This window comes from Streptomyces iakyrus (genome assembly GCF_000717055.1).
Taxonomy (GTDB): Bacteria; Actinomycetota; Actinomycetes; order Streptomycetales; family Streptomycetaceae; genus Streptomyces; species Streptomyces iakyrus.
Genome location: NZ_JNXI01000016.1, coordinates 423,372 through 436,856, shown reverse-complemented (window position 1 = coordinate 436,856; position 13,485 = coordinate 423,372). Strand labels below are relative to the sequence as shown.

Here is a 13,485-nt window from a genome sequence, read left to right as displayed (position 1 = left end):
TGGCTGGACTGGTACAACTACCACCGACCCCACACCGGAATCGGCGGCCAAACGCCAGCCAGCCGCGTCACCAACCTGCCCGAACAGCACACCTAGGGCCTGACCCGGACGACAGGCCCTAGCGGACGACCACGACCCTGCGGCCGATCGTCGCGAACGTCCACATCGCGTCGCCGTCCGCGCGGGACTCCCGGATGCCGCCCGTGCGGACCTTCGGGTCGGGGGCCGGGGCCGGGGCGGCCGACTCGTTCACGGCCGCGCTGAAGCCGATGACCACGCCGTCAACGCGGGCGAAGCGCACCACGTGCTCGACCGGGACGCCGTCGGAGCCGGTGACCGCGTTCGAGCGGGACGTCACCGAGTAGGTGCCCGGGGCCGGGTCCACCGTACTCGGCTCGACCTCGAACGTGCGGCTGATCGCCTCGTCCCCGGCGACCAGCCACACCCGGTCGCCGCCGAGCGAGTAGACGACCCGGGCGCCCTTGCCGGATCCGGGGGGCAGTGCGGTGGGGTCCTTCCGGACCCGGGGCGCCTTCGTCGTACCGGCCGCCGGTGCGGCGCCTGCCTGCGCCGACCTCCCCATTCCGGGCGGCAGTGCCTCGGCGGCGTCGTGCGCGAGGTAGCCGACCGTCGCGAGGGCCGCGGCGGTGAGCCCGGCCACGATTCCCGAGCTGCTAGCTGACACCCGCGTTCACCTCACGTCGTGCATCCCTGTCGTGACGGTAGGTGACGGTAGCAGCACGTGACGACCCGACAGGCGCGGCCGTGCCGGGCCCCGGGGAGCCGTAGGCTGTTTGCGTGCTCTTGCTCGCTCTGGATACCGCCACGCCCGCCGTCACCGTCGCGCTGCACGACGGACGCGATGTCATCGCCTCGTCGAGTCAGGTGGACGCGCGGCGCCACGGGGAACTGCTGCTGCCGGCGATCGACCGGGTGCTCGCCGAGGCCGGTCTGCGGCTCGACGCCGTCACCGGAATCGTCGCCGGGACCGGTCCGGGACCGTACACCGGGCTGCGCGTCGGCCTGATGACCGCGGACACCTTCGGCCTCGCGCTCGGTGTCCCCGTGCACGGCGTGTGCACGCTGGACGGCCTCGCCTACGCCGCCGACCTGGAGGGCCCGTTCGTCGTGGCGACCGACGCCCGCCGCAAGGAGGTGTACTGGGCCCGCTACGCCGACTCCCGTACCCGGGTCACCGACCCGGCCGTGGACCGGCCCGCCGACATCGCCGAACAGGTCGGGGGACTGCCCGCGGTCGGCGCCGGCGCGCTGCTGTACCCGGACACCTTCCCCAAGGCGCACGAGCCGGAGCACGTCTCCGCCGCCGCCCTCGCCCGGCTGGCGGCTGAGAAGCTGGCCGCCGGAGAGGAACTTCCGGCGCCCCGGCCGCTGTACCTGCGCCGCCCCGACGCCCAGGTCCCCAAGAACTACAAGGTGGTCACCCCCAAGTGACCGAACCCGTGACGTGCGCGCTGCGCGAGATGCGCTGGTGGGACATCGACGCCGTGCTGGAGCTGGAGCGGGACCTGTTCCCCGAGGACGCCTGGTCCCGGGGCATGTTCTGGTCCGAGCTGGCCCATGCGCGGGGCCCCGAGGCCAACCGGCGGTACGTGGTCGCCGAGTCCGGCTCCGGGATCGTCGGGTACGCCGGTCTGGTCGCCACCGGAGAGCAGGCCGACGTCCAGACCATCGCCGTCTCCCGCGACCTGTGGGGGACCGGCCTCGGCGGACGGCTGCTGGCCGAACTGCTGCGGGCGGCCACCACCTTCGAGTGCGCCGAGGTGATGCTGGAGTGCCGGGTCGACAACGTCCGCGCACAGAAGCTCTACGAGCGCTTCGGCTTCGAGCCCATCGGTTTCCGGCGCGGCTACTACCAGCCCGGGAACGTGGACGCCCTGGTGATGCGCCTGACCGCCCCCGAGAACTCCGTACAAGGAACCGAGATCAATGGCTGACGAACCCCTCGTACTGGGAATCGAGACGTCCTGCGACGAGACCGGCGTCGGCATCGTCCGGGGCACCACCCTGCTGGCCGACGCCGTCGCCTCCAGCGTCGACGAGCACGCCCGCTTCGGCGGCGTCGTCCCGGAGGTCGCGAGCCGCGCCCACCTGGAGGCGATGGTCCCCACCATCGACCGCGCGCTGAAGGAGGCGGGCGTCACCGCCCGCGATCTCGACGGCATCGCCGTCACCGCCGGCCCCGGCCTCGCGGGCGCCCTGCTGGTCGGCGTCTCCGCGGCCAAGGCCTACGCCTACGCCCTCGGCAAGCCCCTCTACGGCGTCAACCACCTCGCCTCGCACATCTGCGTGGACCAGCTGGAGCACGGCGCGCTGCCCGAGCCGACGATGGCCCTGCTGGTCTCCGGCGGGCACTCCTCGCTGCTGCTGTCCTCGGACATCACCTCCGACGTGCGGCCGATGGGCGCCACCATCGACGACGCGGCCGGTGAGGCCTTCGACAAGATCGCCCGCGTGCTGAACCTCGGCTTCCCCGGAGGCCCTGTCATCGACCGGTACGCGAAGGAGGGCGACCCGACCGCGATCGCCTTCCCCCGGGGCCTGACCGGCCCGCGCGACCCGGTCTACGACTTCTCCTTCTCGGGGCTGAAGACCGCCGTGGCGCGCTGGATCGAGGCCAAGCGGGCGGCGGGGGAGGAGGTGCCGGTGCGGGACGTGGCGGCCTCCTTCCAGGAGGCGGTCGTGGACGTGCTGACCCGCAAGGCCGTCCGGGCCTGCAAGGACGAGGGCGTCGACCACCTGATGATCGGCGGCGGCGTGGCGGCCAACTCCCGGCTGCGCGTCCTCGCCCAGGAGCGCTGCGAGGCCGCCGGCATCCGGCTGCGCGTGCCCCGTCCCAAGCTGTGCACGGACAACGGCGCGATGGTCGCCGCCCTGGGCGCCGAGATGGTCGCCCGGAACCGGGCGGCGTCGAGCTGGGACCTGTCGGCCGACTCCTCGCTGCCGGTGACGGAGCCTCACGTCCCGGGCGACCACGACCATGTGCACGAGGTCAGCAAGGAGAACCTCTACTCGTGACGGTCGCGCTGATGTGGGAGGCCCGGGCCGTGCCCGGGCGCGGCGAGGACCTGCTCGCCTGGGCCCGCGCCCAGCAGCTGCCCCGGGCGCCGCTGCGCAGGGAGACCCTGCGCGCTCCCCAGGACCGGGTCCTCGTCCTCACCTGGTGGGACGCCCCCCTCGACGCCGACCTGCCCGAACTGCCCGAGCCCGACGGGGAGCTGATCACCCGGGCGGTGCATCGCTGGCGCTTCGAGTCGGTGGCGGTCGACTGACAGGCCCGGTCACCCGAGGGCCGGGGACACCTCCGTCTCGCAGCGCAGCCGCCGGTCCGCCCCGAGCTCGCGGACCGGGCCCGTGAGCATGAGGTGCGCCGTGTGGCGTACGTCCGTGCTGGACGCCGCCAACCGCAGTTCCAGGGCGCCGGGTTCGACCACCCTGCGGCCCGAGCGGTCGGTGAAGGACGACAGGTCCGCGTGGAAGCGGAACGTGACCCGGGCCGCCTCGCCCGGGGCCAGTTCCAGCCGCTGGTAGCCGATCAGCCGTACGTCGGGGCGGGTCACCGAGGCCACCGGGTCGTGCAGGTACAGCTGCACGACCTCCGCGCCCGCCCGCTCGCCCGTGTTCCGGACGGTCACCGACACGTCGTGGGAGCCGTCGGTACCGAGCTCGGCCGGCTCGGTCGCCGAGGAGTCCTCCCAGGCGAACGCCGTGTACGAGCGGCCGTGGCCGAAGGCGTACAGCGGGGTCGGGTCGAGGTTGCTGACCTCGCCCGCCAGGCCCAGGGGCGGCTGGAGGTAGGTCCAGGGCTGCCCGCCGGGGACCTGCGGGACGCTGACGGGCAGGCGTCCCGAGGGGTTCACGCGGCCCGCGAGGACGCCCGCGACCGCCGGGCCTCCCTCCTCGCCCGGGAAGAACGCCTGGACGACCGCGCCGAGCCGGCCGTGCCAGCGGCCCAGGGCGTAGGGGCGGCCGGTCAGCAGCACCAGCACCACGGGGACGCCGGTGGCGACCAGCGCGTCCAGCAGGTCGCCCTGGACGCCCGGCAGGCCGAGGTCCGTCGCGTCGCAGCCCTCGCCCGAGGTGCCGCGGCCGAACAGGCCCGCCCGGTCGCCGAGGACCGCCACGCACACGTCCGCCTCGGCGGTGCGGGCGATGGCCTCCTCGAAGCCCCCGGTGTCCGGGTCCGTCACGTCACAGCCCTGCGCGAACGTCACCTTGGCGTCGGGGAGTTCGGTGCGCAGGGCGTCCAGGACGGTCGGGATCTCGATACCGGCCGGCACCTCGGGGTGGTGGGTGAGGACGTGGGACGGGAAGGAGTAGCAGCCCAGCATGGCCAGGGCGTCGGCGGCCCGGGGACCGACCACCGCGATCCGGGTGTCGGGGGCCAGCGGCAGCAGGCCGTCGGGGTTGTCCAGCAGCACCACCGACTCCTCGGCCAGGCGGCGGGCCAGGATGCGGTTGCCGGTCGAGTCGAGGTCGGCCGCCGTGCCCGGCTCGGGGGTCCAGTCCTCGTCCAGCAGGCCCAGTTCGCACTTCTGGAGCAGGACGCGACGAGCCGCCCGGTCCACGAGCTCTTCGGGGACCGCGCCCGAGCGGACCGCCTCCAGCAGCGGGCGGCCGTAGCACTTGACGGTGGGCAGTTCGACGTCGATGCCGGCGGTGAGGGCCGCGTGGGCCGCCCCGGCCGGGGTGCCGGCGACGCGGTGGAGGGTCTGGAGGAACGCGATACCGAAGTAGTCGGCTACGACCGTGCCGGTGAAGCCCCACTCCTCGCGCAGGAGATGCGTCAGCAGCCCCGGGTCCGCGGAGGCCGGGACGCCGTCCGTCTCGGTGTAGGCGGCCATCACCGAGCGGGCCCCGCCCTCGCGCAGGGCCATCTCGAAGGGCGGCAGGGTGACGTCGGCGAACTCGCGCACCCCGGCCCGCACCGGGGCGAGGTTGCGGGCGCCGGCCGAGGAGGCGTACCCGGCGAAGTGCTTGAGCGTCGCGACGACCCCGGCCGACTCCAGGCCCCGCACGTACGCGGTTCCGACCGTGCCGACCAGGTACGGGTCCTCGCCGATCGTCTCCTCCACGCGGCCCCAGCGCGGATCGCGCACGACGTCCAGCACGGGCGCGAGCCCCTGGTGCACGCCGACCGAGCGCAGGTCGTCGCCGATGCGGCGGGCCATCTCCTCGACCAGCGGCGGATCCCAGGTCGCGCCCCACGCCAGCGGGACCGGATAGGCCGTGGCCCGCCAGGCGGTGAATCCGGCCAGGCACTCCTCGTGCGCGATCGCCGGGATGCCGAAACGGCCCGCCCCGGCGATCCGGCGCTGGGCGCGCGCCAGGGCCTGCGCGCCGAGTGCCGGGTCGACGGGGGCGGTGCCGAAGGAGCGCGTCAGCTGGCCCAGACCGTGGCCGATCAGCTCCTCCCAGTCGTACGCGACGGTCATGTCGTGCTGGTGCGGAGCGACTCCGTCGCCGTCCGTCGCGGCGCCCACCCACACGCCGTACAGCTGGGCGGTCTTCTCCTCCAGGGTCATCCGGGAGAGCAGGTCGTCGACGCGGGCGGCGGCGGGCAGCGCGGGATCACGCCAGGGCGCGGTGGTCATGAAGCTCCTGTCGGGTGGACGGACGGCCCTCTCACGAACGTTCCTACGAATGTTTCGTTATGAACTTCGAATGTTCCGGGAACCTATGGCGGTGCGAGGACTTCGTCAAGGGGGCCGACAGGGTTACGATCGCCGCCATGACATCCCCGGAGCCGGTTGAAAGCCGGACGCAGAGCCGGACGCAGGGGCGCAGCGCGCAGACGGCGACGCTCGCCGAGATCGCCCGTGAGGCGGGCGTCTCGGCCCCGACTGTTTCGAAGGTCCTCAACGGCCGGGCCGACGTCGCCCCGGCCACCCGGTCCCGCGTCGAGGACCTGCTGCGCGCCCACGGCTACCGGCGCCGCCGTGCCGAGGCGACCCGGTCGCCCCTGCTCGACCTGGTCTTCCACGAGCTGGAGAGCGCCTGGGCGATGGAGGTCATCCGGGGCGTGGAGAACGTGGCCCGGGACGCCGGGCTCAGTGTCGTGCTGTCCGAGAGCGCGGGGCGGCTCACCCCCGGGCGGACCTGGGCCGACCAGGTCGCCGCGCGCCGGCCGCACGGCGTGATCCTGGTCCTGTCCGGGCTCGACGAGTCGCAGCGGGCGCTGCTCACCAGCCGCTCCATCCCGTTCGTGGTGATGGACCCGGCCGGGGACCCCGGCGCCGACGTGCCGTCGATCGGCGCGACCAACTGGCAGGGCGGTCTGGCCGCCACCCGGCATCTGGTCGAGCTGGGCCACCGCAGGATCGGCGCGATCAGCGGGCCCTCGCAGATGATGTGCAGCCGGGCCCGGATCGACGGCTACCGGGCCGCGCTGGAGACGGCCGGGCTGCCGGTGGACCCCGCCCTGATCGCGACCGGCGACTTCCACCACGAGACCGGCTACCGGCGGGGCCTGGAACTGCTGCGCCGCCCGGACCGGCCGACCGCCGTCTTCGCCGGGAACGACCTCCAGGCGCTCGGGCTCTACGAGGCCGCGCGCGAGCTGGGGCTGCGGATCCCCGAGGACCTGAGCGTGGTCGGCTTCGACGACCTGCCGGTGGCGCCCTGGGTCGGGCCGCCGCTGACGACCGTACGGCAGCCGCTGACCGAGATGGCCGAGGCGGCGGCCAAGCTGGTCCTCGCCCTCGGGCGGGACGAGGGGGCCGAGGCGGCGACCCGGGTGGAGCTGGCGACGAGCCTGGTGGTGCGCAGCAGCACGACGGGGCCGGCGGAGCAGCAGGTGCGCTCTTGACGGGCACTGACGGGTACTGACGGGTGTTCCGGACGCCTCCACCTTGCGCCGAAGCCAATCGGCTGCCCAACCGAAACTTTCGGAGCCGGGGGTGGGTCAGGGCCCTGAAATCTGAGAATTTCCGAAGAAAGGGCGCCCTGAACTCCCTGCCCGTAATAATTCGGACTTACGTTCCTGCCCGTGACGGGACTCAACGGGGACGAGGGCGCGGACGTGGGCCGGCGGTCGAGAGCACTGAAGATCGCCGGCCTCGTCCTGGCGGGGACGCTGGTGCTGGGCGCCGGAGCGGCGGGCTGGGCCTACTGGCATCTCAGTGACAACATCACCGGCGTCGACATCGACAACGCGCTGGGCGACGACCGGCCGCCGAAGCCGGTGACCACCCCGGCGCCCTCGGCCGCGGCCCTGCCGAGCGAGGCCCTCAACATCCTGGTCCTCGGTTCGGATTCGCGCAGCGGCGAGGAGAACCGCAGGCTCGGCGGCGGCGACAGCTCCGGTGCCCGCTCGGACACGGCGATGGTCGTCCATCTCGACGCCGGGCGGACCAGCGCGACGGTGGTGAGCATCCCGCGCGACACCCTGGTCACCCGCCCGTCCTGCCCGCGCCCGTCCGGCGGGTCGACGGCGGTCGCCCACCACTCCATGTTCAACAGCGCGTACGAGGTGGGCGGTCCGGTCTGCGCGGTCAAGACGGTCGAGGAGATGACGAACGTCCGCATGGACCACTACCTCGAAATCGACTTCTCCGGCTTCGCCAAGCTGGTCGACGCGCTCGGCGGGGTCACCGTCACCACGGACGAGGACATCGCCGACGAGGACAGCCACCTGCGGCTGAAGGCGGGCACCCACCACCTGGACGGCACCCGGGCCCTCGGTCTCGCCCGCACCCGGCACGGCATAGGCGACGGCAGCGACCTGGGCCGCATAGGCCTCCAGCAGAAGCTGGTGAAGGCCCTGCTGGAGCAGATCGCCTCCCAGGACCTGCTCACCGACCCGGCCAGGCTGTACCGCGTCGCGGACGCCGTGACGGCGGGCCTGACCACGGACACCGGCCTGGACTCCCTTGCCGAACTGACCCGGCTGGGACAGAGCCTGCAGGGCCTCTCGGCGAGCGGGGTGCGGACGGTGATGATGCCGGTGGTGCGGGCGCCGTCGGATCCCAACCGGGTGGTGGCGGAGGAGCCGGAGGCCGGGAAGCTGTGGGAGTCGCTGCGCTGACCTGCGGGAACGCGTCCCGGAAAGTTTCTCCGAGAAATTCCGGCGAGCGTGTCGATCCGTCGTGCTCCCGATCGACGCAGGGGTGAGAGCGGGGAAGAGCCCCGCTCCCCAAGACCCCGAGGAGTCACGATGCCGCGCTTTCTCACCCTGATCCGCATCGACGAGAAGAACGCCCCCGCCGAGGGCCCGAGCCCCGAGCTCATGGAGCGGATGGGCAAGCTGCTGGAGGAGATCACCAAGGCCGGGGTCATGCTCGACACGGCCGGGCTCACGCCGACCTCGGACGGCAGCCGGGTGACCTGGGAGGGCGGGCAGCTCTCCGTCACCGACGGCCCGTTCACCGAGTCCAAGGAGGTCATCGGCGGCTACTCGATCAGCCAGTGCAAGGACAAGGCCGAGGCGATCGAGTGGACCAAGCGGTTCCTGTCCCTGCACGAGGACTACTGGACGATCACCGCGGAGGTCCGCCAGATCGCCGAGGACTGACCGATCCTGCTTGGCCGGCCGGCGGGAGGGGTGTCTGATGGAGAACTGTGACCTCACACCCCTCCCCGGCCTCGCAGCCGCCGCCGGACCAGGGGCGCGCCCCGGCCGCCTCGCCACGCGCCCCGGCCCCCCAACCGCCGTCGGACCAGCGGCGCGCCCTGGCCCCGCAAGCCCAGGCCGAGCATGCAGCCGGGGCCATCGAGACCGTCTTCCGAATGGAGTCGCCACGGATCATCGCCGGGGTCGCCCGAGTCGTCCGGGACGTCGGGATCGCGGAGGAACTCGCGCAGGACGCGCTGGTCGCCGCGCTGGAGCAATGGCCGCGGGACGGCGTGCCCGACAACCCGGGGGCCTGGCTCATGGCCACCGCCCGGCACCGCGCCGTCGACCTGGTCCGGCGCCGGGAGAACTACGCCCGCAAGCTGGCGGAGATCGGCCGGGCCCTGCCCGACGCGGCGGCCCCGCCGGAGGAGCCCGCCGATCCGGACGACATCGACGACGACCTGCTCCGCCTGGTCTTCACCGCCTGCCACCCGGTCCTGTCCACCGAGGCCCGCACCGCCCTGACCCTGCGCCTCCTCGGCGGCCTCACCACCGCCGAGATCGCCCGCGCGTTCCTCGTCCCGGAGCCGACGGTCGCGCAGCGCATCGTCCGCGCCAAACGCACCCTGGCGACGAAGAACGTCGCCTTCGAGGTGCCGCACGGCCCCGACCGCGAGGCACGCCTCGGCTCGGTCCTCGACGTCATCTACCTGATCTTCAACGAGGGGTACGCCGCCACGGCCGGCGACGACTGGCTCCGCCCGTCCCTGTGCGAGGACGCCCTGCGCCTGGCCCGGGTGCTCACGGCCCTCATGCCGAAGGAACCCGAAGTGCACGGTCTCACCGCGCTCCTGGAGCTCCAGGCGTCCCGTACGGCGGCCCGCACCGGCCCCTCCGGCGAGCCGGTCCTGCTGAAGGACCAGAACCGCTCCCGCTGGAACCGCATGCTCATCGCCCGCGGTTTCGCCGCACTGGGCCGGGCCGAGGCCGCCTCCGGCGGTGCCCCGGGCCCGTACCTGCTCCAGGCGGCCATCGCCGCCTGCCATGCGCACGCGTACAGCTACGAGGAGACCGACTGGCCCCGCATCGCCACCCTCTACGGCCTCCTGGCCGCCCGCTCCCCGTCCCCTGTCGTGGAACTGAACCGCGCGGTGGCCGTCTCGATGGCGGAGGGCCCGGCCGAGGCCCTCGCCCTCGTCGACGCCCTGGCCGGCGACCCCGCGCTGCGGGAGTACCACCTGCTGCCCAGCGTCCGCGGCGACCTGCTCGCCCGCCTCGGCCGTACGCCGGAGGCCCGGGCCGAGTTCGAGCGGGCGGCCTCCCTGACCCGGAACGAACGGGAGCGGGAGCTTCTGCTGCGCCGGGCCGCGGAACAGCCGTGACGGTCAGGCGGGGTGCCCGATGAGCATCGCCGGTGCCCCCGCGACCCGGGTCAGGAACACCGTCGCCGCGTGCGGGCCCTGCGGCTTGACCTTCCTGCGGAGCTCCTCCGGCTCGACCGCCGAGCCCCGCTTCTTCACGGTCAGCGTGCCGACCCGCCGCTCCCGCAGCAGCGCCTTCAGCTTCTTGACGTTGAAGGGCAGATGGTCGGTGATCTCGTAGGCCGTGGCGTACGGGGTCGGGTGCAGGGCGTCGGCCGTGACGTACGCGATGGTCGCGTCGAGCAGCCCGCCGCCCACCCGGTCGGCCACCTCGGCGACGAGGTGGGCCCGGATGACGGCGCCGTCGGGCTCGTAGAGGTAGCGGCCGGGCGGCCGGACCGCCGGGTCGGGCAGGCCGCGGGAGAGCAGGGTGCGGGGCCCGGGCAGCAGGGTCGCCCGGACCGCCCCCGGCTCGGTGCCGAACCACAGCACCGCCTCCTTGACGTCCCCGCCGTCGGAGATCCACTCGGCCTCGGCGTCCTCGGGGACCGCCTCGTGCGGGATCCCGGGGGCGATCTTCAGCGCGGCGGCCCGAGGGGCCCGGCGGGCGGCGGACACGGCCCAGGACAGGGGTGGTGAGTAGGCCTCGGGGTCGAAGATCCGGCCGCGGCCGCCCCGCCGGGCGGGGTCGACGAACACGGCGTCGAAACCGGCCGTGTCCACCTCCGTGACGTCGGCCTCGCGGACCTCGACGAGGCCGGCCAAGCCCAGCGCGTCGGCGTTCGCCCGGGCCGCCGCGGCCGTCTGCGGGTCACGGTCCACGGCCAGCACCCGGATCCCGGCACGGGCCAGCGCGATCGCGTCGCCGCCGATGCCGCAGCACAGGTCGGCGACCGAGGTGATGCCCAGGTCCGCCATCCGCCGGGCACGGTAGGCCGCCACGCTCGCCCGGGTCGACTGCTCGACCCCGTTCGGCGTGAAGAACATCCGGCCCGCGTCCTCGGCCCCGAACTTGACCACCGCCCGCTGCCGCAGCCGCGCCTGCCCGAGCGCCGCCGACACCAGCTCGGCGGGGTGCTCGCGGCGCAGCCGGGTCGCGACGGCCAGCTCCTGCGCGGGGTCGGTGTCCCGCACCTCGTCGAGGAGGGCGCGGCCTTCGGGCGTGAGGAGGGGGGCGAGGTCGTTCACCGGATCATTGTCGGCCACGGCGGCGGGCCGCAGACGTGTGGGCCAGTCGGTGGATGACGGGGCACCGGCCGTGGTGTCGGACCGGGATCCGCGGGAGTGGCTGCGAGGATCCGGCACCATGCGAGCAGTCGTACAAAATGACAAAAGTCGGGCACGGGGGCGTGCGCCCGTACGCGTACGGATCGGCCTCGCCGTGCTCGTGCTCGCCGCCATCGCCTCCGGCTGCGCGCAGGACGGCGGCGGCGACCAGGTCACTCCGGCCGGCGGCCAGCAGCCCCTCGACGCGCCCCCGGCCCGCGCACTCGACTCGTACGCCGGCAAGCTGCGCGCCGCGCACGCCGCCCGGGTCGCCGCCGCGCACCGCTGGGACCTGCGCAGGACCCCCCTCGCAGCCCCGCCGCCCCCGGCGAAGAAGCCGAGGATCAGGACCCGCGAGGGCTTCGAGGTGAACGGCCACCGGAGGTCGAACCTCCCGCCCGTCTTCACCACGGTCCCCACCCGGGACAAGGTCGTCTTCCTCACCATCGACGACGGCGCCGAGAAGGACCGGGCGTTCCTGCGGATGATGCGCGACCTGGGCGTCCCGTACACCGCCTTCCTCAGCGGCTACCTGGTCAAGGACGACATCCGCTACTTCCGGAAGATGCAGTCCGGGGGCGTGGCCCTGAACAACCACACCCTCCACCACCCCAACCTGCGGGGCCTGTCGTACCGGGCGCAGAAGCGCGAGATCTGCGGCATGCAGCGCTACCTGGAGAAGCGGTTCGGCACACGTCCCGACCTCTTCCGCCCGCCCTTCGGCAGCTACGACCGGGCGACCCTGCGCGCCGCCAAGGCCTGCGGCATCGCGTACGTGCCCCTGTGGAACCAGGAGGTCTTCGCCGACCACTGGGAGTACCGCGAAGGAGACCGCAAGCTGCGCCCGGGGGACATCGTCCTCACGCACTTCCGGGGCCCCGGACAGTGGGAGGGCACGATGGCCGACATGATCCGCCGCTTCCTGAACAAGGTCACGGCCCAGGGGTTCGCGGTGGGACGGCTGGAGGACTACCTGTGAGGCGGCCGGCCGCCGCAGTGCTGTGCGCGGCCCTGCTGGCCGGCTGCGCCGGGGCCGCGGGGCAGCGGCCGGCCCCCGCCGACGGCCGCGCCCAGGACCCGGCCCGCGCGGCGGGCGACAGCCGCCGCCTGCCCCCCGTCGTGGACCACGTCTCCACCCACGATCCGGTCGTCTTCCTCACCTACGACGACGGCGCCGAACGCGACCCCCGCTTCGTCGGCCTCGTCCGCGAACGACGGCTCCCGGTCAGCATGTTCCTCACGGACAGCGTCGTGGGACCCGGCTACGGCCACTTCGCCCGGCTGCGCGCGGTCGGCGCGTCCATCCAGAACCACACCCTCGACCACCCCGCCCTGCGCGGCCTGCCCTACGCCGGGCAGCGCGCCGAGATCTGCGGCCAGCAGCACAAGCTCCGCTCCCGCTTCGGCATCAGCCCCCGCCTCTTCCGCCCGCCCTACGGCACCTACGACCGGACGACCCTGCGCGCCGCCGCCGACTGCGGCATCACGGCCGTCGTCCTGTGGCGCGCCTCCCTGGGCGCCGGCGGCGAACTGACCTACACCCGGGGCGAGCCCGCCCTGCGCGCCGGGGACATCGTCTCGGTGCCGTCCGGCGAGACCGGCCCCCTGACCCTGACGGAGCGCACCGAGCGCCTGCTGCGGGAGATCGGGGAACGGGGGCTGCGGGTGGGACGGCTGGAGGACCACCTGGAGGACCGTCCGGAGGACCGCCCGGAGAAAACACCCGGCCGACGCGCCGCGGGCAATTAGCAGTCCGCTTGACCGAGTGCTAATCGCAGTCATAGTCTCGGCTCTGGCACTCCCCACTGGAGAGTGCCAACACAGCGACGGGCAGGTCCGGCACCCGCGACGACGGATCCACCTGGTCGCCACCTCAGACAGTCAACCCCGTGATCTCCGAAGGGGGAGGTCGGATCGTGACGACCACCAGCTCCAAGGTTGCCATCAAGCCGCTCGAGGACCGCATCGTGGTCCAGCCGCTCGACGCCGAGCAGACCACCGCCTCTGGCCTGGTCATCCCGGACACCGCCAAGGAGAAGCCCCAGGAGGGCGTCGTCCTGGCCGTGGGCCCGGGCCGCTTCGAGGACGGCAACCGTCTTCCGCTCGACGTCTCCGTCGGCGACGTCGTGCTCTACAGCAAGTACGGCGGCACCGAGGTGAAGTACAACGGCGAGGAGTACCTCGTCCTCTCGGCCCGCGACGTGCTCGCGATCGTCGAGAAGTAATTCACCCCAAGCACATTGCTTTGAACTGCGCCCCTGGCCCCCGCGATCGCTATTGAGCCGG

15 protein-coding genes are annotated in these 13,485 nt (G+C 73.5%); 12 read left to right on the top strand and 3 right to left on the bottom strand.

Annotation, left to right across the window (positions count from 1 at the left end; translation table 11 throughout):
* A partial coding sequence (locus tag OO68_RS45650; RefSeq protein WP_033313852.1) for an integrase core domain-containing protein occupies nt 1–96 on the top strand: 96 nt, incomplete at its 5' end.
* A 22-nt stretch (nt 97–118) separates the two neighbouring features.
* Here the strand turns inward: OO68_RS45650 and OO68_RS26585 are convergent.
* Nucleotides 119–685, bottom strand: coding sequence for a hypothetical protein (locus tag OO68_RS26585; RefSeq protein WP_033311580.1), 567 nt, complete (start codon nt 683–685; stop codon nt 119–121).
* Nucleotides 686–798: 113 nt separating this feature from the next.
* On the opposite strand from OO68_RS26585, the gene tsaB reads away from it, so the two are divergent.
* Genes tsaB through OO68_RS26565 form a run of 4 tightly spaced genes read left to right on the top strand, consistent with a single transcriptional unit; the run spans nt 799 to nt 3,290 of the window.
* Entirely contained in the window at nt 799–1,452 is a 654-nt protein-coding gene (gene tsaB, locus OO68_RS26580) for a tRNA (adenosine(37)-N6)-threonylcarbamoyltransferase complex dimerization subunit type 1 TsaB (RefSeq protein ID WP_033311578.1), read from the top strand.
* Nucleotides 1,449–1,955: a ribosomal protein S18-alanine N-acetyltransferase gene (rimI, locus tag OO68_RS26575; protein ID WP_033311576.1), complete on the top strand. Its 507-nt coding sequence runs from the start codon at nt 1,449–1,451 to the stop codon at nt 1,953–1,955. Before tsaB ends, rimI begins: the two co-directional genes overlap by 4 nt.
* Nucleotides 1,948–3,036: a tRNA (adenosine(37)-N6)-threonylcarbamoyltransferase complex transferase subunit TsaD gene (gene tsaD / locus OO68_RS26570; RefSeq protein ID WP_033311574.1), complete on the top strand. Its 1,089-nt coding sequence runs from the start codon at nt 1,948–1,950 to the stop codon at nt 3,034–3,036. The genes rimI and tsaD overlap by 8 nt, the downstream gene beginning before the upstream one ends.
* Nucleotides 3,033–3,290, top strand: coding sequence for a hypothetical protein (locus tag OO68_RS26565; RefSeq protein ID WP_033311573.1), 258 nt, complete (start codon nt 3,033–3,035; stop codon nt 3,288–3,290). Before tsaD ends, OO68_RS26565 begins: the two co-directional genes overlap by 4 nt.
* 9 nt (nt 3,291–3,299) lie before the next feature.
* Here the strand turns inward: OO68_RS26565 and OO68_RS26560 are convergent, their stop codons facing one another.
* Entirely contained in the window at nt 3,300–5,612 is a 2,313-nt protein-coding gene (locus tag OO68_RS26560) for a beta-xylosidase/alpha-l-arabinosidase (protein ID WP_033311571.1), read from the bottom strand.
* Nucleotides 5,613–5,749: 137 nt separating this feature from the next.
* On the opposite strand from OO68_RS26560, the gene OO68_RS26555 reads away from it, so the two are divergent.
* From OO68_RS26555 to OO68_RS26540, 4 genes are all read left to right on the top strand, one after another.
* Complete coding sequence (locus OO68_RS26555; RefSeq protein ID WP_033311659.1) at nt 5,750–6,826, top strand: LacI family DNA-binding transcriptional regulator; 1,077 nt, start codon at nt 5,750–5,752, stop codon at nt 6,824–6,826.
* Between the two features lie 180 nt (nt 6,827–7,006).
* Nucleotides 7,007–8,044: an LCP family protein gene (locus OO68_RS26550; protein WP_033311569.1), complete on the top strand. Its 1,038-nt coding sequence runs from the start codon at nt 7,007–7,009 to the stop codon at nt 8,042–8,044.
* Nucleotides 8,045–8,173: 129 nt separating this feature from the next.
* On the top strand, nt 8,174–8,530 hold the full coding sequence (locus OO68_RS26545) for a YciI family protein (RefSeq protein ID WP_033311567.1): 357 nt from the start codon (nt 8,174–8,176) through the stop codon (nt 8,528–8,530).
* Nucleotides 8,531–8,745: 215 nt separating this feature from the next.
* Entirely contained in the window at nt 8,746–9,954 is a 1,209-nt protein-coding gene (locus OO68_RS26540; RefSeq protein WP_245237151.1) for an RNA polymerase sigma factor, read from the top strand.
* Between the two features lie 3 nt (nt 9,955–9,957).
* On the opposite strand, the gene OO68_RS26535 is transcribed toward OO68_RS26540, so the two are convergent.
* Nucleotides 9,958–11,121 carry a THUMP-like domain-containing protein gene (locus OO68_RS26535; RefSeq protein WP_033311657.1) on the bottom strand — a complete coding sequence of 388 codons (1,164 nt, stop codon included), beginning with the start codon at nt 11,119–11,121 and terminating at the stop codon, nt 9,958–9,960.
* A gap of 118 nt (nt 11,122–11,239) precedes the next feature.
* Here OO68_RS26535 and OO68_RS26530 point away from each other — a divergent pair, with 118 nt between their 5' ends.
* From OO68_RS26530 to groES, 3 genes are all read left to right on the top strand, one after another.
* Entirely contained in the window at nt 11,240–12,178 is a 939-nt protein-coding gene (locus OO68_RS26530) for a polysaccharide deacetylase family protein (protein ID WP_167345917.1), read from the top strand.
* Entirely contained in the window at nt 12,175–12,948 is a 774-nt protein-coding gene (locus tag OO68_RS26525) for a polysaccharide deacetylase family protein (RefSeq protein ID WP_078625461.1), read from the top strand. Before OO68_RS26530 ends, OO68_RS26525 begins: the two co-directional genes overlap by 4 nt.
* 167 nt (nt 12,949–13,115) lie before the next feature.
* Nucleotides 13,116–13,424: a co-chaperone GroES gene (groES, locus tag OO68_RS26520; RefSeq protein ID WP_003974211.1), complete on the top strand. Its 309-nt coding sequence runs from the start codon at nt 13,116–13,118 to the stop codon at nt 13,422–13,424.
* The last annotated feature ends 61 nt before the right edge of the window (nt 13,425–13,485 follow it).